This is a genomic window from Acinetobacter sp. Root1280 (genome assembly GCF_001425285.1).
In the GTDB taxonomy this organism is placed as follows: Bacteria; Pseudomonadota; Gammaproteobacteria; order Pseudomonadales; family Moraxellaceae; genus Acinetobacter; species Acinetobacter guillouiae.
This window is the reverse complement of the sequence record NZ_LMED01000012.1, coordinates 320,052-343,122: the sequence shown is the minus strand read 5'-3', so window position 1 is coordinate 343,122 and position 23,071 is coordinate 320,052. Positions and strand designations below refer to the sequence as shown.

The window sequence follows — 23,071 nt, the reverse complement described above, 5'->3', positions numbered from 1 at the left end:
AATAAATGAAAGATTGGAGAAAATGAAAATGAAGCGATTTAAATTAACCACACTTTGTATGTTGTCAATGGGTATGGGGCAATGGGCCTTTGCAGAAACCGAACGCAGTACTTTACCCAAGTTTCAGGCCAAAGATATCCCTGCCCAATGTGATGCAAAAATTGCAGATGTTAAAACCAAGTTGGCTGAATTTGCCAAAGTTAAACTCAAAAATAATGCGCCTGCTGGAGCAGTATTGGCAAAGTGGGATCAAATTTTTGCAGAGTTTGAAGATTTTTATGGGCCAATTAATTTAGCCAGTAATGTTGACCCAAGCGCAGATTTACGTAAAGCCGCAGAAGATTGCGAAGTTAAAATCAGTCAGTTCCAAACTGAAGTGTACCAAGACGGGAAACTTTATCAGCAAATTAAAAAAACCAAAGCCAGTGATGAGATTGACCGAAAATATCGCCAAGATATTTTAGATGGTTTTGAAGATACAGGGGTACAACTTCCCGCAGAAAAACAAGCACGTTTAAAAGTGATTTTAGATGAATTGACCAAGATTCAACAAGAATATGCCCGCAACATTCGAGATAATCCTGTAAAATTAGAATTTACCCCAGCCGAGCTAAAAGGCTTACCAGAAAGTTATATTGCCAATCTAAAGAAAAATGAAAAAGGCAATTATCTATTGGGCTTTGACTACCCAGAATACCGTCCTTTTATGGAATTGGCAGACAGTGATGATGCACGTAAACGTTATCAAATTGCTTATACCCGCCGTGGTACTGAAAAGAATTTAGTGTTGCTTAAACAGGCGATTGATCTACGGCATGAACTTGCACAATTATTTGGTAAAGCCAGTTATGCCGATTGGGCATTGAAAAACCGTATGGCCAAGAATCCTGAAACGGTCAATAAATTCCTCAATGAGGTACATAGTACGGTTGCGCCATTAGAGAAAAAAGAAGTGCAAACACTGCGTGAATTTAAAACCAAGACCTTAAATATCCCAGTGGAAAAAGCGGAAATTAACCGTTGGAGTGAGGGCTATTGGAGCGAAAAATTGCGTCAAGAAAAGTACAAAATTGACCAAGAAAAAATGCGCGAATATTTTCCGACCCAAGCATCACAAGATTGGTTATTTGCAATTTCATCAAATCTATATGGGATTGAATTTAAGCCTGCCAAAGTTGATGTCTGGCAAGATGAAGTTGAATATTACGATGTCACAGATCAGAAAACAGGTCAGCTTTTAGGTGGTTTATATATCGATAAATTTCCACGTGAAGGAAAGTATGGTCATGCAGCGGTGTGGGGCGTTAAGGGTGGCAGTACCCTGACCCAGCGTAAACCGATTTCAGCCTTAGTCACCAACTTTAACCGCAAAGGTTTAAACAGTGATGAACTGGAAACTTTTGTGCATGAGTTTGGACATGCTTTACATGGAATTTTGTCAAACACCCGTTATGCCTCGCAATCTGGTACCTCAGTCGAGCGAGATTTTGTTGAAGCACCGTCACAGATGTATGAAGAATGGGCACGCCGTAAAGAAACGCTGTCGACCTTAGCCGATTATTGCAAACCAGCCTGTCCACGTGTCGATGATGAATTGATTGGTAAATTAAAAGCCGTTAAAAATTATGGTCGTGGTTTGTTCTATTCTCGTCAAACCTTATATGCACAATATGATATGGCACTGCATACCGCAGATGCTTTAAAAACCCAGCCTTTAGATGTATGGAAAAAACTCGAAAACCAAACCGCCTTAGGGTATGTGCCGACCACAGAATTCCCAGGACAATTTGGTCATATTATGGGCGGATACCAAGTCGGCTATTATGGCTATATGTGGTCTGAAGTGATGGCCTTAGACATGCTTTCTGCTTTTGGCGATAACTTAAATAATCCAGAGGTTGGAGCACGTTATCGTAAAGCGATTTTGTCACAAGGTGGGCAAAAGAAAGCAGAGCAGCTGGTGGTTGATTTCTTGGGCAGAGAACCGGATAACAAGGCATTCTTTCAAGAAATTACCGGTCAACGTGATTAAAAGGAATTAGAACTATGCTGGCATATATCACGCGCCGTATATGGCAAATGATTCCGACCATGTTGGGAGTCGTGTTGCTGATTTTCTTTCTATTTAACTGGGTGGGCGGAGATCCTGCTTATATCCTTGCTGGAAAAATGGCAAACCCTGAACAGATTGAAAATATTCGTCAGCAACTTGGGGTAGATCAACCTTATTATGTCCAATTGTGGATTTTTATTAAGCAAATCCTGACTTTTGATTATGGCAATAGCTGGAGTACGGGGGAATCAGTTTCAAACATTATCCTGACCCGCTTAGGTCCATCGCTGACCATCATTATTCCACTGACAATTTTACAAACCGTGATTTCAATCATTCTGGCTTTGGCTGTTGCTTCAGTACGTGGTTCATTGACGGATCGTATGGTGATGTTGTTATGTACCATTGGGATGTCGATCAGTATTTTGGTGTATATCATCGTATTTCAATACGGCCTTGCCTATAAGCTGGGATGGTTTCCTGTACAAGGTTGGAGCGATAGTCTCAGTGAAAATCTATTGCAATACGCACTATTGCCAATCTTAATCATGTTGGTGGTGAGTATTGCACCGACTTTACGTCTATACCGTAGCTTTGTCTTGGATGAAGTCAATCAGGACTATGTCCGTACTGCACGGGCAAAAGGAGTGGGTGAGGGGCGTATCTTAGGTGTACATGTACTGCGTAATGCATCTATTCCGATTATTACCGATGTGATGTCGAGCCTGCCAGCGTTATTGATTGGGGCATTTTTAATTGAGCGATTTTTTGGTATTCCGGGGATTGGGCGAGAAGTCATTATTGCAGTAGAACGAAGCGACTTTCCAGTGATTAAAGCAATCACGGTCTATGTTGCCGCTGCGACCATGATTTTTAACCTGATCGCTGATTTGATTTATAAAGTGGTTGATCCACGCGTACAGTTGAAGTAGGTGGGATGATGCTCGGAATTTTATCGAAAAAAGTAGACGCCCAAGAACAACAGACTTCTCCCGGTTTATGGCGATTGGCGATGCGACGTTTAAAAGCAGATCGTATTGCTATGCTATCGTTATTGGTGTTGCTGTGTTATTTCATCATATTGGTACTCTCCATGACGGGTGTGATTGCATCAAATTGGAATAAAGAAGTAGCCGTGAGTTATGCACCACCTACATTTATCGGGGCAGATCAAAATACACAAGATTCTGCAAAGAAAGCCGCAACTGTAGAGGCCTTACCTGAAAATCCTGTTGATCCTTTAAAAGATGTGATCAAAGAGTTAAATACTGAAATTGCAACAGAACAAGCTTCAGGTGGCGCGATTGACTACTACGGTATTCAAGATCCGCTTGCAGAAGATATGAAAGCCATTGATCAGCAATTGGGTGGGCATTTACTTGATCAGCAAAGTGAACTTAAACAAACCTTGCCTTTCGGTGCAGATAAATGGGGACAGGATGTTGTACTAAAAACCATTAAAGGCGCAGAAACGTCAATTATTGTGGGCTTGATCTCGGCATTATTGGCCGTGGTAATCGGTACATTCTTAGGGGCAATCGCTGGTTATTTTGGTGGTTGGGTCGACGATGTTCTAAACTGGTTTTATAACATTTTCACCTCGATACCTTATCTATTGTTGGTGTTGGCGATTGCCGCTGTACTGCAACAAAAGGGCATTCTTTCCATTGTTTTAATTCTTGGATTAACAGGTTGGACTGGGGTATTTCGTTTAATTCGTGCCGAATATATGAAACATAATTCACGCGAGTATGTGCTGGCAGCCAAAGCGATTGGTGTCAGTAATACCCGACGGATGTTTGTGCATATTTTTCCTAATGTAAGTCATATTGCTTTGGTTCAGATGTCTATTTTGGTAGTTGCATTTATTAAGTCTGAAGTGATTTTAAGCTTCTTGGGCTTTGGTGTACCTGTGGGTGTGGTGTCATGGGGCAGTATGTTGAATGAAGCGCAAAGTGAGCTGATTTTAGGCAAATGGTGGCAATTGGTGGCAGCCTCTGTGGCGATGGCCGTGCTTGTGACCGCATTTTCAATGTTTACAGATGCATTGCGTGATGCATTAGACCCTAAACTAAAATAAGGAGCCTAAAGATGTCAGAACAACAAGCGACACCTCCTGTGCTACTCAGTGTTGAAAATCTGAGTGTGAGTTTTAAGGGTGAAAATAAGCAATTTATTGAAACCGTAAAAGGCATTTCATTTCAGATTCCTGCCAATACCACCGTGGCTTTGGTTGGCGAATCTGGCAGTGGTAAGTCTGTGACTTCATTGGCAACCATGGGTTTATTACCCAAAGGCCAATCTCGTATTGCTGAAAACAGTAAAATTATTTTTGAAGGTAAAGACTTACTCAGTTTAAGCAGCAAACAAATGCGTGCAATGTGTGGTAAAGACATTGCTATGATTTTTCAGGAGCCGATGTCTTCACTTAATCCTGTGTTTACAGTGGGTGATCAAATCGCTGAAATTATGCGTATTCATTTAAATATGGGGCGTAAACAAGCACGACAACGAACTTTAGAATTACTCACTGAAGTTGGGATTCCATCCCCTGAAAGCAAGATTGATGCTTACCCCAGTCAACTGTCTGGTGGTCAACAGCAACGGGTCATGATTGCCATGGCAATTGCCTGTGAACCCAAATTACTGATTGCTGATGAACCGACCACCGCATTAGATGTCACCATCCAAAAACAAATATTGGATTTGTTGGAGGCTTTACGTAAGCGCCGTCAAATGTCGATGTTGTTTATTACCCATGACTTGGCATTGGTGAGTGAAATTGCTGATGAAGTGATTGTGATGCGTCATGGTGAAATTCGTGAACAAGGTTTAGCAAAGGCTGTTTTAGAACAGCCACAAGATGCCTATACCAAAGCATTATTATTATGCCGTCCACAACTTTCTCATCGTCCATATCGCTTACCCGTCATTAGTGATTTTATGCAAGCCCAAGATGCGCCTGTTACTGAGGTGGTGAGTTTGCCTGAGGTGGATTTTGCGGAGCGTAAGCGAGGCCTTGTTGGTGGTGAAGAAATTATTTTAGATGTGCGTGATTTAAAAAAATCATTTTTTAGCCGTAAAGGGCTATTTGGCAAAGATGAATTTCAGGCAGTCAAAGGGGCATCTTTCCAACTGGCGAAAGGTAAAACTTTAGGACTAGTCGGGGAATCTGGTTCAGGTAAAACCACCATTGGTTTATTGTTGATGCGTTTGCAACAAGCTTCTGGCGGCCAAGCTTTATTTCAAGGTAAAGATATTTTGGCAATGTCTGAAAAAGAGTTTGCTCAGTATCAACGTAAGATTCAGATTATCTTTCAGAATCCCTATGCCTCACTTAATCCGCGTTTTACCGTGGGGCAAATTTTGATGGAGCCGATGCAAGTTCATAAAATTGGCGCAAATGATACTGAACGTAAAAAGATGGCTTTAGAATTACTGGAAAGAGTAAGCTTACCTGCGCAAGCCTTTGATCGTTATCCGCATGAGTTTTCTGGGGGACAACGTCAACGTATTGCAATAGCACGCTGTTTAACCTTAAAACCTGAAATTTTAATCTGTGATGAATCAGTCTCGGCACTTGATGTATCGGTTCAAGCACAAGTTCTAAACTTGCTTCAAGATCTGCAAGATGAATTTGGCTTAAGTTATATTTTTATCTCACATGATTTGTCTGTGGTGAAATATATTTCGGATCAAATTATGGTGATGAACCACGGTGATATTGTTGAAATCGCCAATTCGGATGAGTTATATCAATCACCACAACATGACTATACCAAACGATTGCTGAGTTCAATTCCACAAGGAACCAGACAGGTGATTTAGATTTTTGCTATGTGAGAGCTGCTGGATTCAGTTGCTGTCAGTCCGTTAAGAATTTTAAATCTTCCTCCTTGCGAAGTTGATACTTCTCATCTTTGAAAAAGGAGGGGTGTATTACTAAAGTTAATTAATTTAGTCTCAGGTTGCTCTCCCTCTTTTTCTAAGTGGGAGAGCTACAGTTGTAGTAGCGCAAGGAGTATTTTATTGATATATAACACGATTAAACTGATGCGTTTTGTTTAGGATAAATATACTTGCGATAGATAGGCATAAGAATAGGCAGTAATAAAAAATGAAATAGGCCGGTTGCACAACTGATTAGAATAAAAGTGATTATATCAGGTGGTGAGTAAATCAGTATTATTACGCCATAGACTGGAATAACAATCGGTAAGATTGAACAGACTGTATAGCTAAGAAATGGTCTGCGAATGGCTGTTTCTGAGCAAAGTAAATAGGCATAGCTCCACATCCATAGGCCATAAATTGAGCATAAAATGACAACCTGAAAAAGTGGGTAACCATAATCCTGTGGTTTCTTTCTAAGAAAATTGATCAGATACTCTGAATAAAACAGCCCTTGATATGCTATCGATATAGACGCAATAAACCAGATAAGAAATAAGGGAATGAGGATCAGGTATTTTTTATTCATATTGTTATTACCATATTAAGATCATATTGCTTAAAGGGTTTTGCACTGTTTTGTTTACAGCACAAGCTGAGGCATAGCCTACAGTAATATATTTAAACCTTAATGCATGATGTAGCGCATAGTTTAAACGAAAAAAAGCCACTATTTAAAAATAGTGGCTTTTGCTCTTTAAGTCTATTCAGAACTTAGAACTTTTTAAAACCTTTTGTCACAACAAACGGTTTTTTCTTTTCAGGTTGTTCACTACGCTCTTGGCGATCTGAACGATCTAGACGCTCGTTTGGATTATAACGGCCTTCTGAACGGTTACGGTTTTGTTGATTGCCATAACGGTTTTCAGAACGGTTGCTATTAAAACTATTACCACGGTTGTCAGCACGGTCATTGTTGTAGCTGTTGCCACCTGAACGTGCTTTATTAAAGCGGTTTTCTGAGCGTTCATTGCGATTGTCAGTACGGTTTTCAGTGCGATTTTGACCATATTGGTTTGCACTTGGCTGAGCATCACGACGATCATTTTGATGGTTGTGAGATTCTTCACCTTCGCTATCACGACGTTGTTGACGCAGGAATCCACCGCGACGCGCAGCCATAGGTTTGTCTTGCATACGTTCGGTACGACGTTTTGCCATACCAAATAAACCTGTACCTTGACGTGGTTTAAGTTCAACAGCTTTGGTTAAATTATCGATATCAGTTTTATCAAGTTCCATCCAACGACCTGTACGAAGTTCACGAGGCAAAATCACAGTACCGTAACGAGTACGGAGCAAGCGACTTACTTTTAGACCTTGTGATTCAAAAATACGGCGAACCTCACGGTTACGACCTTCTTTTACAACGACTTGGTACCAGCGATTGATCCCTTCACCACCAATTTCAGAGAAAGATTCAAATTTTGCTGGACCATCATCTAAAACAACGCCATTTGTCATGTTGTTTTTGAGTTGAGGCGTTACTTCACCCATGACTCGAACTGCATATTCACGTTCGATTTCATTTGAGGGATGCATTAAACGATTGGCAAGTTCACCATCATTTGTAAAAAGTAATAAACCTGTTGAGTTGATATCTAGACGACCCACCATCACCCAACGGTCATTGGAAATCGGGGGTAAGTGATCAAACACAGTCGGGCGAGATTCTGGATCATTACGAGAACAGATTTCACCTTCAGGTTTGTAGTAAATCAATACACGACGACGAATTTCGTCTTCAATTTGGAACTGAACTTTACGACCATCGATGCGAAGCTCATCACCTGGTTCAATACGTTCGCCCACTTGAGCAACCTGCCCATTGACACTTACACGACCAGCGGCAATGACCTCTTCCATATAACGGCGAGAGCCCAAACCCACTCGTGCGAGTACCTTTTGCAATTTTTCACTCATGACAGCATAACCTTAGAAATAATCATCAACAGTGCACCTATTTAAGACTTGGCAGCTTGCGCATCCAAAATCATAAAAGCTTCCTTGGCATCCTGTAGGGGAGGCAATTGATCTAAAGACACTAGACCAAAAGCATTTAAAAATTGTGGCGTTGTCACTAACAACGCGGGTCTACCTGGGAGTTCTCGGTAACCAGATTCTTTAATCCAGTTCCAATCAAACAAAGTCCTGAGTATTTGACTATTATTTGTAACCCCTCGTATTTGCTCAATATCAGCACGGGTTACTGGCTGATGATAAGCGATCACTGCAACTGTTTCTAACAGTGACGGCGATAATCGAGTTGGTCGATCTGGCCAAACTTGCGCAATCACGTTGCGGTATTTTGCCCGTACTTGAAAACGATAACCTTGAGCTGTTTCGACAAGTTCGATTGAACGACCATGTTGTAACACAGACAATTGCTGTAAATATTGTTGCAACTGTTGTTTAGAATACTGATTTTGAAATGCTTCTTTTAAGCGAGCAAGCGATACAGGGGCATCACTTGCAAAGATAATCGCTTCAAGTTGCATCAGAACTTCGTGATGTAATTCATCAACATTAAAGGCATTATTTTGATCAATGGTCATGCCGTTGCTCCTTGAATTGCAAGCGGGGCCTCAACACCAGAAGAAATAATTTGGACTTTTTGCTGACGGGTCAGCTCCAAGATTGCCATAAATGTAACCACCATGCCCATTCGACCTTGGTTTGGCTTGAGTAATTCTTGGAAACTGAGAACTTCTCCAGATTCAATCATATATTCGATATAAGCAATGCGTTCTTCAAGTAATACAGGTTCTTGTTCAATCTTATGGGTTACGGGTTCAGGACGGTTAAAAATGCAATACAATGCATCTTTTAACATCTCAACGTCATAACCTTCATACACTTTTGGAATATGACCAATCGCAACATGTGTCGCAAAAGTATCTCGGTCTAAAACAGGCATCTGGCCTAAACGTTCAGCTGCTTTTTTAATCCGTAAATAGGTTTCTAAGCGATCGATTAATTCCTGTTTTGGATCTTTTTCAATATGAATGGTTTTTGGTTTTGGCAATAACAAGCGAGATTTTAAATCTGCCAATAATGCTGCCATCACCATATAGTCAGCGGTTAACTCGATATTTAACGATTTCATACCGTCCATATAAGACAAGTATTGTGTTGCAATCGGGGCAATATCTAACTGTAAAAGATCGAAACCATTTTTTTGAATCAGATAAATTAAAAAGTCGAGTGGTCCTTCGAAATGTTCAAGCAGAATTTCGAATGCAGCAGGAGGAATATATAAATCCTCTGGAATTTCTTCTTGCCATTCATCCAATACACGGATGTTGGAAATGGATTCCATAGGATGCTGAGTTGCTTGAGTCATTACAGTTTATTAGCCACGCGAATTTTCAAAGGCATGTTTTATTCGTGTTACCACTCAATAGGTACAATAGGAGAGGGTGGTGACGAATTACAAAAAGATATTTGGCTTATTTTAATGGAAAAGTTAAGAGGAATACATTGTTTAATTATAAAAACCATAAAAAAACCTGAAAATAAATAGGGAATATTTCGTTTTATGATGATTAAACTCGACTAAGCTACTAATTTTTATTGTAAATTTTTATATATTTTTAAGGAAAAATTTATCCATATTTTAATCGCATAATGTGAAGTGGATCAACTTTATATGCTGGGTGGGTTTGAATTGTTAGATTTTTTTACCCTCAATCTATTCTTTGCAAAATGATACTGACTCTATTATTGCATGCTTAAAATTATAATTTTACCCAAAATATTACAATGTTATTTAGTTGATTTTGGATATAACTGGATGGTGTATAAACATCTCAGCGAAATCGTTTAAGACTATAAATATGAAAAAAATTAGTGATGAATGAGTAAATAATTTTGTTTTCAAATATATACGGATTTTAAGTTATTAAAATCTTTGAATAGGTGACTTTTACCCAACAGCCCCACAATAGAAAAGTTAAATGATCAATCAAAATAATACTTTCGATCTTCATTTCTTCTTAATTCACTAAGCCAAGAAAAAAGCCAAATAGCAACTAACACAATACGACGCAACTCATTGGGCAATCACATCAATTTGTTTATATACACTTTTAACAGCATTTTTGGTCACTTATCTATTGAGTTTTGATCAAACATCCCAGCCTCACAATCCATTTATTCATGTTGCTCATCTCTAAACATGAATTTGGTTCACTTTTTTGTGAAATTATATCATTTTTATTCATGTACGGATTGCGGTATAAATTACACCAAGCGCTTCACGATAGACAAGATTATCGTTGATTCTGAATTGAGCAACCAAGTACAAGTCAGAAAATACGGGAAATACTATTGGCTGGATAGATCCAAAGAGAAATTGGATGGTTCAGAAAGAGCATGAAAAAAATTCAGGTTTATTTCAGAAATTAGGGTATCAGATCATCATGAGTAAAGATTTTACATTTACGATTAAGAGCATTAGTTTCGACGAAAACTATCATCCCTCTAATAATACGCGTATCACAACCAACTTTGCCAATTTAGCAAGAGGTGAGAGTCGCCATGACAATTTGCGCAATACCCTAACGATGATTGACAATCGTTTTAATGCTTTAGCGCATTGGGATAATCCTGAAGCAGATCGTTATTCTGTCGAGCTCGAAATCATTTCAGTTGATATTGATATCGAAGGCAACGGTGAGACGTTTCCTACGATTGAAATATTGAAAACCAATATTGTTGATCACAAAAATAATCAACGTATCGAAGGTATTGTGGGCAACAATTTTTCTTCTTATGTGCGTGATTATGATTTTAGTGTATTGCTGTTAGAACATAATAAAAATAAAGATCAATTTAGCCTGCCAGAAAACTATGGTGAACTTCATGGGAAAATTTTCAATGCATTTGTAAATTCAAATGCGTATAAAGAAAACTTTAAAAAATCACCTGTGATTTGTCTTAGTGTTTCAAGTAGCAAGGTGTATCACCGTACTGCAAATGTGCATCCAGTATTGGGTGTTGAATACCTGCAAGATGAATATTCATTAACAGATGAATATTTCGGAAAAATGGGTTTGCAGGTTCGCTATTTTATGCCGCCAAATAGTGTTGCACCTTTGGCATTTTACTTCCGTGGTGATTTGTTGAGTGATTACACTAACCTTGAGTTGATCGGGACTATCAGTACCATGGAAACTTTCCAAAAGATTTACCGCCCTGAGATTTACAACGCGAATTCTGTGGCAGGTAAATCTTACCAACCAAGTTTAAAGCATCAGGATTATTCACTTACTCGTATTGTGTATGACCGAGAAGAGCGTGGTCAGTTGGCGATTAAGCAAGGGAAATTTACTGAAGAGCAGTTCATCAAGCCATACAAACATATCCTTGAGCAGTGGTCTGCAAATTACGTTGCTTAATTTACCTAGATAGACAAGATTATTGATTATGAAAATATTATTACCGACTTCAACTGCTGGCAGCCTACCAAAACCTTCTTGGCTTGCCGAGCCTGAAAAACTTTGGTCACCTTGGAAATTACAAGATGAGCAATTAATTGAAGGCAAACAAGATGCTTTACGCTTGTCATTGCAAGAGCAACAACATGCAGGGATCGATATTGTTAGTGATGGCGAACAAACCCGCCAACACTTTGTCACCACGTTTATTGAACATCTGAACGGTGTTGATTTTGAGAAACGTGAGACTGTACGCATTCGTAATCGCTATGATGCAAGCGTACCAACTGTTGTCGGTGCGGTGTCTCGTCAAAAGCCTGTTTTTGTTGATGATGCCAAGTTTTTACGTCAACAAACCAATCAGCCAATTAAATGGGCGTTGCCTGGTCCAATGACCATGATTGATACGCTGTATGATGCGCATTATAAAAGCCGTGAAAAACTTGCTTGGGAATTTGCCAAAATCCTCAATGAAGAAGCCAAAGAGTTAGAAGCTGCGGGTGTGGATATTATCCAATTTGATGAACCTGCATTTAATGTGTTTTTTGATGAAGTCAACGACTGGGGTGTTGCGACTTTAGAAAGAGCGCTTGAAGGGCTTAAATGTGAAACTGCTGTGCATATTTGCTATGGTTATGGCATCAAAGCCAATACAGATTGGAAAAAGACCTTAGGTTCAGAATGGCGTCAATATGAAGAAGCATTCCCTAAACTTCAACAATCTAAAATTGATATCGTGTCTTTAGAATGCCAAAACTCTCGCGTGCCAATGGATCTGATCGAATTGATCCGTGGTAAGAAAGTAATGGTTGGTGCTATTGATGTGGCAACCAATACCATTGAGACAGCAGAAGAAGTTGCCAACACATTACGAAAAGCACTTCAGTTTGTAGATGCGGATAAGCTTTATCCATCGACTAACTGTGGTATGGCTCCTTTATCTCGTGAAGTTGCAAGAGGCAAACTTAATGCTTTAAGTGCTGGCGCAGAAATCGTTCGTAAAGAACTTAGCCGCTAGTATTCAACGATATTGTGGTGTAAAAAGAGTGACCTGTTTGGGTGAATGGATATCCAAGACCCAACGGGAAACCCTGATCACAATTTAGAGAACCCCAGTTCTACTGAGAAACTCATCCAGATGCAGTGCCTACATGACGGAATAGCAGGGTAATGCTAAATCTAAAAAAGTACGGTTCAATTTAGGAACAATGAAATGATTGAAGCAACAGACTTTAGAAATGCAATGTCTTTGTTGACCAGTGCAGTCAGTGTCATTACCACGACAGGTTTGTCTGGTCGTTACGGATTTACTGCGTCTGCCGTATGTAGTGTGACGGATTCACCTCCGACTTTATTGGTTTGTATGAATAAAGCGGCAAGTTCTCATGTGCATTTTGTTGAAAATAAAATTTTAACTGTAAATGTTTTAAGTGCACATCATCAGCATATTTCTAAAGCGTTTTCGTCTAAATTAAGCCCAGAAGAACGATTTAAACATGGTGTTTGGACAGAATTAGAAACAGGTGCGCCTGTTTTAGATGATGCTTTGGTAAATTTTGATTGTGAGATTGAGCAAATTCAAGAAGTTGGAACACATACGATTTTTATTTGTCGTATTGTGGCAATTCAACAAAGTGAACATGATCAAAGCTTGGTTTATTTTAATCGTTCTTATCATCATGTTGGGCAGACTGAAGTTGCTTAAAGCCAGTTTGCTTTTTGGTTTACGCCTTATGCCAGAGCTAAAAATAATATGGCGTGTTGATCGGTTAAATTGATCAAATACGCTTGGTTAATATAATCATAATCAATCATTTAATTGATTGAAAAATAATAATAATTTTAATATTTTACACAAAATCCGACATTGACACCCGAAAAATCTCCGATTATTCTTTGCTGGCTGGCCTACATTGCCAGTCGGTTTTGACAGACCGTTTTTCGACTGCATCAGAATTATTCCATCTGAGGGATAGTTTTGCATGTAAACTTCTCGTCCCCTCTCGTTGCGGTAGGGCGGGAGAGGGACACCTTCGGGTGTGCTGGGGTCGAACCAGTCTGTCAACCTTCTTTCGTTCTGCCACCATAATTTTTATACATTGGCAGAATTTTGAATTGTTTAGGAGTTGGCCATGTATTTTATTCGTACACCTTCAGATTAGTGTTTAGCACGGTTTAACAGCTTTTGGGCTTTTAGGCATTGGTTGGTTATACCTCAAAAAATATCAACAATAAAACTTGAGATACACTCTGCTTACCTTTTGAAGCCTTTGATGCTTCTTTGCTTATAACAAGATCGAGAGTGGTTTTATCTCATTAAAACAAAAAAATATTTATAGGGAAGATATATGTCAAATTTAGATATTTCATTTCGAGCTTTAAGGGTACTCGATACCTCTCGAAGACTCTTTAACCTATACGGATTTCATCATGTTGGGGTAAACCGTATTATTGAGTCTGCCAAAATTCCCAAAGCCTCGTTTTATAAATACTTCTATTCTAAAGAGCGTTTGATTGAAATGAGTTTAACCTTTCAAAAAGATGCGCTGAAAGAAGAAGTATTTGCGCTGATTTATAAAAAGAAAGACTTTACTGTTTATGAAAGGCTTAAGCATATTTTCTTTTTACATGCCAATCTGGAAGGTTTTTATCATCTACCGTTTAAGGCTATTTTTGAAATTGAAAAGCGCTATCCCAATGCTTATCAAATCGTAGTTGAGTATCGACACTGGCTGATTGATGAAATTTATAAACTGCTTTTAACCAGCAATGTGAATGCCTCAAAACAAGATGCACATATGTTTTTGTTTGTGATTGATGGGGCAATGGTTCAGCTTCAAGGTGAAAACAGTGTGGATGATCGAGAAAGGTTAGTGGGGTGTTTTTTGGATGGGTTGGGGTAAGGTTGTTTGGGGCTTATGGATATATTTTTCAATAGAAAGGCTGATATGGAAAAGTAATATCTGTTATTTCTAATAAAACAATTTGTAATGCTCTTTCTACTTATTAACCTTTAGTACTGATAATTACATAAGTTTTAATTACCATTTAACTCTATTTTTAATTATTATAACACTCTATCATTTGATTTAATTTTATGATCTTTCATATATAGTCTAATGAAAGTTTTATCTGCTCATGAATGAGTATCATAAGCAGATAATTGAATAAATTAGTTCTGAGCGAAAATATGTAGTTGCCATTTAGGAGAGCTACATGTGTCGTTTGGGTAGTGAGGGGGTAGCGTATTTTCATGCTTATTCATAGCAATTTCACGTCCACATATATTACATCTGTATATGCCTGAATGAGGAATCCCTGCACCAGCATTATAAACAGTGTTAAAAGCATCAGAGGTTGTTGATACCCCTATTGAATTTTTAATAGTAAGAGTGGTTATAGCCATTACTTATACCTATTTTTAGTTAAAATGATTTTTGTGCAACACCTAAAATAATAGGGGATAATTTATTATTTTCAATGGATATTCGAAAATATTTTTCCGATTATATTATTTTTATAGTAATTATAAGATATAAAAGCAAAATATGCATCATGAAATGATGTGTATTAAGTATTTTAAAGTGTTTAATTATCATTTAGATAATATAATAAATAATATTTATGATTTGTAAGGGAGTTGATTGATCTTTATATTTTAATGAATTACTTTTAATTTATCATTATTTTTAATCTATATTGGTTTCTTCAATGACTTTAATTTTAGAAAATTTTCCTTCTATTCTGTGAGTATTTCAGAAGATTTGGCGATCGAAAGAGTGACACAAACTATGTCATTATGAAAAGCTTAAAGATGATGACAGATACACAGGATTCAAGCCAACGCACCAAATACGTAAAAATCCCGACAGGATTGAACTGAACCCTATAATTTCTGAATCAAATCTAAGAGAAATATACCTATTTTCAGGTATTTTAATAATTAGAATCCTAACTATAATCTGATTTACATAATTTTTTAAGGAAATGAAATGAATATTGAACTTAATAATACTGTATTGGCAGGGGAAAGTGATTTTGAGGAATATATAAAAAATTCCGAACATTTACTAGATAATTCTAATATTACAATGCTAAAAAATGAAGAGGAAGATGATAAAGAGAAAAAAATTCAATATCGTTTAAATTCTGATGGAACCATATATTATGTTATAGGGACGGATAAACTTTCTGAAAAAGCCTCAAAATTATTTGAAAGTGTTGACGTTTTATTTGCTGCAATGTCAACGGCAATTGGTCAGGAAGGAAAAAGCCTCATGGATTATGAGATATGGGGGAGAATGATTCGTGCCTCAGGTTACTTTGTTGAAACCCAAAAGATGTATCGTAATCTTCAAATTAAGTCTAGCTCTGTAAGTATTGATACTCAACTCATTCAACAACTAATACCTGGGCTTAAAACAGGAGCTTCTCTTGATATAGCAAAAGGCGTATTAAGTGCATTTTCTGGGGAGTTTAGTACTAAAGATGAGAAAGATGAAACAAAATTAGCACATTTATTATTTATATGTGAGGATATTGTTGATTCTCCTAAAGTTTTAGTGCGTTTATTTTTTGCAAGTAAAAAATCACATGAAATTATTACTGCATCACCTTGTCATAAGTCTACTTCAGTAGAAATTAATATGATTCAAGAAGCTAATAGTTTTAGATTTGTTGATCCTGATTCTATAGCAGAATTTGCTAAAAAATTTAAAGAACGTCCTCAAGAATATAAAAATTTAATTGAAAATTTAAAAAAAAATATTCAATAAAAAATGGTTCTGTCTCATTAATGATGGCAAAACCAATAGATTTAAAATGGCTCAGGGCTTTATTAATACTAACACTTTATACACTCTCGACTCGCAGTGAAAAGCACTTGGGCCTATTATTATTCAAATACAAATATCAGAGGAATAAGAATGTTGTTCACTCATATTGAAGATAATTTTGATATCGCAAGCAACTTGTTCATAAGTACTCCATCAGACCAGATAACATTAGAGATAGTTGAAATGGTGAAATCACTTCGATCTGGAAATCTAACTTCCACAGATGCAATACTACATAAAAATTTTATAGGAACACTCCGCAACCTAAAAGGGAGTACATCTGACGGTAGAGATGTTGATGGTCATCAAAATAAATCTTGGAAAAAATTGCTAATCGATAAAAGTAAGGAAAATGGTGGAAGTATAACTGACAATTCTAAATGTTATGGAACCACTTCTCCAGACCCAGGAGTTGTATGTTCACATGATGACTTTAGAGTAGGTGGGCATATGACAACTAAAAATGATGGAACGGCAATAGTCGTTAATGGAGATAAGAGATGTTATCTTATTCCATGGTGCTTTTGGCATAATAGTACAAGTAGAGACAATGTAGAACATAAGGTTAATGGAAAAGAGGTGTTAGAACTCACAGGATACAGTGGTAGAGATATGGGCTCAGCTATCACATTCCAAGCTCGACTTGCAGTGAAAAAGAAAACCATCGTTTTTTTATATAAATTAGGAGATGAATGGCGACTCTCTGAGTTAGAAAATGAAATTCAGATTGATAGCATTAAGTCTGAATTAACTTCCAAAGCTTTACCTTTTTTAATATTTAAAAAAGAACCAATTTTATAAGGTTCTAGATCATATATTTTCAAAACTAACCAACATCGACATAAACAAGTTTATATTTGGAAGGATGGTAAAGTTGTTAAATTAGATTAAATCATAAGATTAAAATTCAATTAAAGGAAAACCGCCTAAAATGGCGGTTTTCATATCAATCATAACTTAAGTGGTGTGGCAGTTGGACACCTTACCAGCTCAACGCACCGCCAGTTTGATAATCAGTTACACGCGTTTCAAAGAAGTTCTTCTCTTTACGCAAGTCCATCATTTCAGACATCCACTGGAATGGGTTATTTACACCAGCAAACTGTTCAGGTAAACCTAGCTGTGCCAAACGACGGTTACAGATGAATTTCAAATATTCTTCCATCATCGCTGCGTTCATACCCAATACACCACGTGGCATTGTGTCACGCGCATATTCGATTTCAAGCATAGTACCTTCAAGAATCATTTGAATGATTTCTTCTTGGAATTCAGCAGTCCACAAGTTTGGATTTTCGATCTTGATTTGGTTAATCATGTCGATACCAAAGTTCAAGTGCATAGACTCATCACGTAAGATGTATTGGAATTGCTCAGCAACACCATTCATCTTGTTACGACGACCCATAGACAAGATCTGGCTGAAACCACAGTAGAAGAAGATCCCTTCAAGTACGCAATAGAATGCGATCAAGTTACGCAATAAGATTTGATCGTTTTCAGGTGTACCTGTTTGGAACGTTGGATCACATAAAGACTGAGTATATTTCAAGCCCCACGCTGCTTTACGAGCAACTGACGGAACTTCACGGTACATATTGAAGACTTCGCCTTCATCCATACCTAAAGATTCGATACAGTATTGGTAAGCATGGGTGTGAATCGCTTCTTCAAATGCTTGACGCAAGATGTATTGACGGCATTCAGGGTTGGTGATGTGACGGTAAATCGCCAACACCAAGTTGTTTGCAACCAAAGAATCCGCAGTAGAGAAGAAACCTAATGAACGCATCACGATGGTACGCTCATCTTCGGTTAAGCCATTTTCAGACTTCCAAAGTGCGATATCGTGGTTCATGTTGACTTCTTGTGGCATCCAGTGGTTTGCACACCCGTCTAGATACTTTTGCCAAGCCCACTCGTATTTGAACGGTACAAGTTGGTTTAAGTCAGCGCGACAGTTGATCATGGCTTTATCATCAACTTGTACACGTTGCGCACCCATTTCAAGCTCTTCTAAGCCAGGTGCAACATCTAACTTTTCTAAGGCGTGAGATGCTCTTGCCAACGAATCGGTTGGATTTGTTGATCTTGCTGTATAGGTTCCAGCGGATTGTGTAGTTGCCACATTCTGCGATGACTGCTTTGTATCAGATACCACTTGCGAATCAGTCGTTTTTTTCTGTTCGACGGGCGCAGGCTGGTGAGCTTGTGCAGCTTGTTTCTGTTCATCATCTTCAAAATCGTCCCAACTTAGGATAGACATCGTTGTTCTCTCTTCGTTGTTAATATCTATGTTCGACATCTCACAATGGAAGATGTCACTACTATACGCTTATTCTGTGCAAGCAAAATTAAGTTTTGCCGATAGTTGTTTTGTTCTTGTTCGAAAGAACAGATATCCACACTACTTATTTTGCTTACGCTTTTGCTGCTTACGGATCGCAAAGAATGCATAGACCGCAGGCACGTAAAAAACTAAAAAGGCTAAGATCAGCACGATTACGCCTAACTCATAGTTATGACTTAAATGGAACATTTCTTCGCCTTTTATAATTTCAGATTTTTTGAATCCCCCTAAAGCCCTCTTTAAAAAGAGGGTCGGGGAGGATTACTTACTGACAAGCTTCACAATCTGGATTGTCGATTGAACATGCTTGTGGTACTGGTGCTGCCTGAGCGAAACCATCTTCTTCAGCAGGCGCTTCAGGTTTAGTTTCTTGAGCAACCGCAGCCACTGGTGCAGCAACAGTTGTTGCTTTTACTGCGTTTAAAGCACCCGTGTTAATGGTTGATTTTTCCGCAGAGGTTGCACCTAATGCACGGAGGTAATAAGTGGTTTTAAGACCACGTAACCAAGCCATCTTATAAGTGATGTCTAGTTTCTTACCATTTGCACCAGCGATATAAAGGTTCAATGACTGTGCTTGGTCGATCCATTTTTGACGACGTGATGCAGCATCTACGATCCAACGTGTATCGACTTCAAATGCTGTCGCAAAAATTGCTTTTAACTCTTCAGGGATACGTGCAATTTTTTGTACTGAACCCTCGAAGTGTTTCAAGTCGTTAACCATCACAGAGTCCCAAAGACCACGATCTTTTAACGCACGTACCAAGTACGGGTTGATCACTGTAAATTCACCAGAAAGGTTAGATTTTACATAAAGGTTTTGGAACGTCGGTTCGATAGACTGTGAAACGCCACAAATGTTTGAAATGGTTGCTGTAGGTGCAATCGCCATCACATTTGAGTTACGCATACCGTCTTTTTGAACTTTAGTACGTAATGTATCCCAGTCCAAACGTTGAGTACGGTCAACTTCAAACATACGCTCTGGACGTGATTTTGCAACGATATCTAAAGAGTCGATTGGCAAGATACCTTGATCCCACAATGAACCTTTAAATGTTGAATACACACCACGTTCAACAGCAAGGTCGCTTGATGTTTGAATCGCGTAGTAGCTGATCACTTCCATTGATTCATCAGCAAAATCTACTGCTGCATCAGAACCATAACCCATACCCAATTCATATAAAGCATCTTGGAAGCCCATGATACCCATACCGACAGGGCGGTGTTTCATATTTGAATTACGTGCTTGTTCAACTGCGTAGTAGTTGATGTCAATCACGTTGTCGAGCATACGAACAGCAGTTTTAACTGTACGCGCTAATTTTTCACGGTCTAATGCACCACCTTGAACATGTTGTACAAGGTTGATTGAACCTAAGTTACATACTGCGATTTCATCTTTATTGGTATTTAAAGTGATTTCAGTACATAAGTTAGATGAATGCACTACACCTACGTGTTGTTGTGGTGAACGTAAGTTACATACGTCTTTGAATGTGATCCAAGGATGACCTGTTTCAAACAACATCGATAACATTTTGCGCCATAAGTCTTTCGCACGGATTTTCTTATGTAGCATGTTGTTTTCTTTTGCAATGCCTTCGTAGTAAGCATAGCGTTCAGCAAATTCACCGCCAGTTAAATCATGCAGATCAGGTGTTTCAGATGGTGTGAATAGTGTCCATTCAGCATCTTCAATCACACGTTGCATAAACAAATCTGGAACCCAGTTAGCCGTGTTCATGTCATGGGTACGACGACGGTCATCACCAGTGTTTTTACGAAGCTCTAGGAATTCTTCAATGTCCAAGTGCCAAGTTTCAAGGTATGCACATACAGCACCTTTACGTTTACCACCTTGGTTTACTGCAACCGCAGTATCGTTGGCAACTTTAAGGAAAGGTACAACACCTTGTGATTTACCGTTGGTACCTTTGATATATGAGTTCAAGGCACGTACTGGTGTCCAGTCATTGCCTAAACCACCTGCCCATTTAGAAAGAAGGGCATTGTCACGCATCGCACCATAGATGTCATAAAGATCATCTTGAATGGTAGTTAAGTAACAGCTCGACAATTGTGGACGTAAAGTACCTGAGTTAAACAGTGTTGGTGTAGACGCCATATAATCGAAGCTAGACAATAAGTCATAGAATTCGATTGCACGGTCTTCACGCTGTTCTTCGTTTAATGCAAGTCCCATTGAAACACGCATAAAGAACAATTGCGGAAGTTCGAAACGTACATCATTTGAATGAATGAAGTAACGGTCAAATAAAGTCTGTAAACCTAAATAGGTAAATTGGTTTGAGCGTTCTGGTTTGATCGCTGCTGCCAATTTCGCAAGGTCAAAGTTTAAAAGCTCAGGAGATAGAAGCTCAAGCTCGATACCTTTGTTTAAATAAGTTTCGAGTGCATCGCCTTCGATGGTATCTGTGGCTAAACCTAAGAATTTTAAACCGGTCGCAACCAAGTCATCACGTAATAAACGTGCAGTTACATATGTATAGTTTGGTTCTTGTTCGATACGGGTACGTGTCGCCATCATCATCGTGGTTGAGATGTCTGACTGTTTTACACCGTTATATAAGTTTTTAACTGTTTCATCGACAATGGCTTGAACATTGATGCCTTCTAAGCCTTCACTTGCTTTTTCAATCGTGGCTTGAAGTTTGCCCAAATCTAGAGGCTGAAGCTGACCGTTCGCATCTGTGATTTGTAAGGTTGGGTGATGATGAGCACCGGTTTGTTTACGTGCATCAGAACGTTGTTCACGATAGATCACATATGCACGTGCAACTTTTTGTTCGCCTGTACGCATAAGCGCCAATTCAACTTGGTCTTGAATTTCTTCAATGTGAATTGTTCCGCCAGAAGGTAAACGACGATTAAAAGTATTCATCACCATCTCTGTGAGCTGAGTGATGCGATCATGAATACGGCTTGAATCTGCACTTTGTTGACCTTCTACAGCCAAAAAAGCTTTACCAATTGCTACAGAGATTTTATCTGCATCAAAAGCGGCAACATCACCAGTGCGTTTAATCACTTGTAGTTGACCAGGGGTTGTAATGGCGTTCATTGTCAGCGTAGCTCCATTGTCATCATTGTTATGTTTATGGACCATTTGAATCGGACAAACTGCAAAATTTGTTGTCACGATGTTTGAGGACTAAACACAATACTTAGTGGTTTAATTTAATTTAGAACACAAGATACGGTAATTTTAAGGGTAGATCAATATTGACATTTCAAGAATATTTTATCCCTGAAAAGTAAATTTTTATTTGCATCTTTTTACCTCAAAGCGTCATTTTTGTTATATGCCTTATGAGACAAGCACATAGCATAGCAAAGACTCCGCAGAGTGCTTATAGATAAGTGTGTGGATAACTCAAAAAACGATAAACTGATGAGACAGAATATGAACAATGAAATATTTTGTATAAAAATTAGTCCAGCTATTGATTGTCTTGAAGAAATTTAAAAATGATGTGTATTGATTTTATAAAACTGCCTACAATTCAATAGTTAATAAAAATATAACAAATTGATACGCTCATGTATCAGTTTGGTGAATGAGGTCTTGTTTACATTGTAAACGTGTGTATATTGCAAAACATAGTGTGTTGAATCTGCGAGATTTGTAGCAGACTCCAAAATCAAATATAGGGGCAAATAGATGAGCCAAGAAGAAAAGTTACCAAAGATTCTGATTGTTGAAGATGACGAGCGCCTAGCTCGCTTAACTCAGGAATACTTAATTCGCAATGGATTGGAAGTTGGGGTGGAGCCAGATGGTAACCGTGCGATTCGCCGCATCATTGCTGAACAACCAGACTTGGTTGTGTTGGATGTGATGTTGCCGGGTGCAGATGGTTTAACCGTTTGTCGTGAAGTTCGTCCACATTATCATCAACCGATTTTGATGTTGACTGCACGTACTGAAGATATGGACCAAGTTCTTGGTTTAGAAATGGGTGCAGACGACTACGTTGCTAAGCCTGTTCAACCGCGTGTCTTGCTTGCACGTATTCGTGCATTATTACGTCGTACAGACAAAGCGCCTGAAGATGAAGTTGCACAACGTATTGAATTTGACGATCTTGTGATCGACAATGGCGGTCGTTCAGTGACACTTAATGGTGAGTTGGTTGACTTCACTAGCGCTGAATATGATCTACTCTGGTTATTGGCATCGAATGCAGGCCGTATCTTATCGCGTGAAGACATCTTTGAACGTCTCCGTGGTATTGAATATGACGGTCAAGACCGTTCGATTGATGTACGTATTTCACGTATTCGTCCAAAAATTGGTGATGATCCTGAAAATCCGAAACGTATTAAAACTGTACGTAGTAAAGGTTATTTGTTTGTTAAAGAGACTGGTCTATAAACGATGGGTCAGTCATCTAAGATGCTTGTCCATCACAGG

16 protein-coding genes and 1 pseudogene are annotated in these 23,071 nt (G+C 38.5%); 11 read left to right on the top strand and 6 right to left on the bottom strand.

Annotation, left to right across the window (positions count from 1 at the left end; genetic code table 11):
- Window positions 1–22: 22 nt before the first annotated feature.
- From ASC84_RS11445 to ASC84_RS11430, 4 genes are read left to right on the top strand one after another with little or no spacing between them, the layout of a single operon-like run.
- Complete coding sequence (locus ASC84_RS11445; RefSeq protein WP_056514718.1) at window positions 23–2,032, top strand: M3 family metallopeptidase; 2,010 nt, start codon at window positions 23–25, stop codon at window positions 2,030–2,032.
- A gap of 14 nt (window positions 2,033–2,046) precedes the next feature.
- Window positions 2,047–2,985 (top strand): ABC transporter permease, encoded by a 939-nt coding sequence (locus ASC84_RS11440; RefSeq protein WP_004722891.1) that lies wholly within the window; start codon window positions 2,047–2,049, stop codon window positions 2,983–2,985.
- An 8-nt stretch (window positions 2,986–2,993) separates the two neighbouring features.
- On the top strand, window positions 2,994–4,133 hold the full coding sequence (locus ASC84_RS11435; RefSeq protein WP_056515294.1) for an ABC transporter permease: 1,140 nt from the start codon (window positions 2,994–2,996) through the stop codon (window positions 4,131–4,133).
- Between the two features lie 11 nt (window positions 4,134–4,144).
- Window positions 4,145–5,881 (top strand): ABC transporter ATP-binding protein, encoded by a 1,737-nt coding sequence (locus tag ASC84_RS11430; RefSeq protein WP_056514714.1) that lies wholly within the window; start codon window positions 4,145–4,147, stop codon window positions 5,879–5,881.
- A gap of 1,200 nt (window positions 5,882–7,081) precedes the next feature.
- Here the strand turns inward: ASC84_RS11430 and rluB are convergent.
- From rluB to ASC84_RS11415, 3 genes and pseudogenes are all read right to left on the bottom strand, one after another.
- Window positions 7,082–7,927, bottom strand: a pseudogene (rluB, locus tag ASC84_RS11425) (23S rRNA pseudouridine(2605) synthase RluB); the annotation flags it as partial.
- A gap of 41 nt (window positions 7,928–7,968) precedes the next feature.
- On the bottom strand, window positions 7,969–8,559 hold the full coding sequence (scpB, locus tag ASC84_RS11420; protein WP_004722881.1) for an SMC-Scp complex subunit ScpB: 591 nt from the start codon (window positions 8,557–8,559) through the stop codon (window positions 7,969–7,971).
- Window positions 8,556–9,347 carry a ScpA family protein gene (locus tag ASC84_RS11415; RefSeq protein WP_056514712.1) on the bottom strand — a complete coding sequence of 264 codons (792 nt, stop codon included), beginning with the start codon at window positions 9,345–9,347 and terminating at the stop codon, window positions 8,556–8,558. The genes scpB and ASC84_RS11415 overlap by 4 nt, the downstream gene beginning before the upstream one ends.
- A gap of 1,078 nt (window positions 9,348–10,425) precedes the next feature.
- Here ASC84_RS11415 and ASC84_RS11405 point away from each other — a divergent pair.
- The 6 genes from ASC84_RS11405 (at window position 10,426) to ASC84_RS11375 (ending at window position 17,078) form a co-directional block, all read left to right on the top strand.
- Complete coding sequence (locus ASC84_RS11405) at window positions 10,426–11,403, top strand: DUF1852 domain-containing protein (protein WP_034610135.1); 978 nt, start codon at window positions 10,426–10,428, stop codon at window positions 11,401–11,403.
- A gap of 28 nt (window positions 11,404–11,431) precedes the next feature.
- Window positions 11,432–12,460 carry a methionine synthase gene (locus tag ASC84_RS11400; protein ID WP_004819267.1) on the top strand — a complete coding sequence of 343 codons (1,029 nt, stop codon included), beginning with the start codon at window positions 11,432–11,434 and terminating at the stop codon, window positions 12,458–12,460.
- Between the two features lie 195 nt (window positions 12,461–12,655).
- Complete coding sequence (locus tag ASC84_RS11395) at window positions 12,656–13,147, top strand: flavin reductase (RefSeq protein ID WP_004722874.1); 492 nt, start codon at window positions 12,656–12,658, stop codon at window positions 13,145–13,147.
- Window positions 13,148–13,790: 643 nt separating this feature from the next.
- Window positions 13,791–14,345 carry a TetR/AcrR family transcriptional regulator gene (locus ASC84_RS11390; protein WP_056514709.1) on the top strand — a complete coding sequence of 185 codons (555 nt, stop codon included), beginning with the start codon at window positions 13,791–13,793 and terminating at the stop codon, window positions 14,343–14,345.
- A 1,089-nt stretch (window positions 14,346–15,434) separates the two neighbouring features.
- The gene (locus tag ASC84_RS11380) at window positions 15,435–16,217 is read left to right on the top strand and encodes a hypothetical protein (protein ID WP_056514703.1); all 783 of its coding nucleotides are present in this window, start codon (window positions 15,435–15,437) and stop codon (window positions 16,215–16,217) included.
- A 150-nt stretch (window positions 16,218–16,367) separates the two neighbouring features.
- Window positions 16,368–17,078 carry a hypothetical protein gene (locus ASC84_RS11375; protein WP_056514700.1) on the top strand — a complete coding sequence of 237 codons (711 nt, stop codon included), beginning with the start codon at window positions 16,368–16,370 and terminating at the stop codon, window positions 17,076–17,078.
- Window positions 17,079–17,259: 181 nt separating this feature from the next.
- Here ASC84_RS11375 and ASC84_RS11370 read toward each other — a convergent pair whose 3' ends face one another.
- The 3 genes from ASC84_RS11370 to ASC84_RS11365 form a co-directional block, all read right to left on the bottom strand.
- Window positions 17,260–18,543, bottom strand: a complete 1,284-nt coding sequence (locus tag ASC84_RS11370; RefSeq protein ID WP_004722861.1) for a ribonucleotide-diphosphate reductase subunit beta — start codon at window positions 18,541–18,543, stop codon at window positions 17,260–17,262.
- Window positions 18,544–18,684: 141 nt separating this feature from the next.
- Window positions 18,685–18,816 carry a preprotein translocase subunit YajC gene (locus tag ASC84_RS22330; RefSeq protein WP_004722859.1) on the bottom strand — a complete coding sequence of 44 codons (132 nt, stop codon included), beginning with the start codon at window positions 18,814–18,816 and terminating at the stop codon, window positions 18,685–18,687.
- A 76-nt stretch (window positions 18,817–18,892) separates the two neighbouring features.
- Complete coding sequence (locus tag ASC84_RS11365) at window positions 18,893–21,763, bottom strand: ribonucleoside-diphosphate reductase subunit alpha (protein ID WP_081407422.1); 2,871 nt, start codon at window positions 21,761–21,763, stop codon at window positions 18,893–18,895.
- 555 nt (window positions 21,764–22,318) lie between these two features.
- Here ASC84_RS11365 and bfmR point away from each other — a divergent pair.
- The gene (gene bfmR, locus ASC84_RS11360) at window positions 22,319–23,032 is read left to right on the top strand and encodes a response regulator transcription factor BfmR (RefSeq protein ID WP_004722855.1); all 714 of its coding nucleotides are present in this window, start codon (window positions 22,319–22,321) and stop codon (window positions 23,030–23,032) included.
- Window positions 23,033–23,071 lie beyond the last annotated feature (39 nt).

Excerpts from the sequence above, each read along its gene's own strand:
- ASC84_RS11445 (WP_056514718.1), top strand. The coding sequence starts at position 23 with ATGAAAATGAAGCGATTTAAATTAACCACACTTTGTATGTTGTCAATG.
- ASC84_RS11440 (WP_004722891.1), top strand. The coding sequence starts at position 2,047 with ATGCTGGCATATATCACGCGCCGTATATGGCAAATGATTCCGACCATG.
- ASC84_RS11435 (WP_056515294.1), top strand. The coding sequence starts at position 2,994 with ATGCTCGGAATTTTATCGAAAAAAGTAGACGCCCAAGAACAACAGACT.
- ASC84_RS11430 (WP_056514714.1), top strand. The coding sequence starts at position 4,145 with ATGTCAGAACAACAAGCGACACCTCCTGTGCTACTCAGTGTTGAAAAT.
- scpB (WP_004722881.1), bottom strand. The coding sequence starts at position 8,559 with ATGACCATTGATCAAAATAATGCCTTTAATGTTGATGAATTACATCAC.
- ASC84_RS11415 (WP_056514712.1), bottom strand. The coding sequence starts at position 9,347 with ATGACTCAAGCAACTCAGCATCCTATGGAATCCATTTCCAACATCCGT.
- ASC84_RS11405 (WP_034610135.1), top strand. The coding sequence starts at position 10,426 with ATGAGTAAAGATTTTACATTTACGATTAAGAGCATTAGTTTCGACGAA.
- ASC84_RS11400 (WP_004819267.1), top strand. The coding sequence starts at position 11,432 with ATGAAAATATTATTACCGACTTCAACTGCTGGCAGCCTACCAAAACCT.
- ASC84_RS11395 (WP_004722874.1), top strand. The coding sequence starts at position 12,656 with ATGATTGAAGCAACAGACTTTAGAAATGCAATGTCTTTGTTGACCAGT.
- ASC84_RS11390 (WP_056514709.1), top strand. The coding sequence starts at position 13,791 with ATGTCAAATTTAGATATTTCATTTCGAGCTTTAAGGGTACTCGATACC.
- ASC84_RS11380 (WP_056514703.1), top strand. The coding sequence starts at position 15,435 with ATGAATATTGAACTTAATAATACTGTATTGGCAGGGGAAAGTGATTTT.
- ASC84_RS11375 (WP_056514700.1), top strand. The coding sequence starts at position 16,368 with ATGTTGTTCACTCATATTGAAGATAATTTTGATATCGCAAGCAACTTG.
- ASC84_RS11370 (WP_004722861.1), bottom strand. The coding sequence starts at position 18,543 with ATGTCTATCCTAAGTTGGGACGATTTTGAAGATGATGAACAGAAACAA.
- ASC84_RS22330 (WP_004722859.1), bottom strand. The coding sequence starts at position 18,816 with ATGTTCCATTTAAGTCATAACTATGAGTTAGGCGTAATCGTGCTGATC.
- ASC84_RS11365 (WP_081407422.1), bottom strand. The coding sequence starts at position 21,763 with ATGGTCCATAAACATAACAATGATGACAATGGAGCTACGCTGACAATG.
- bfmR (WP_004722855.1), top strand. The coding sequence starts at position 22,319 with ATGAGCCAAGAAGAAAAGTTACCAAAGATTCTGATTGTTGAAGATGAC.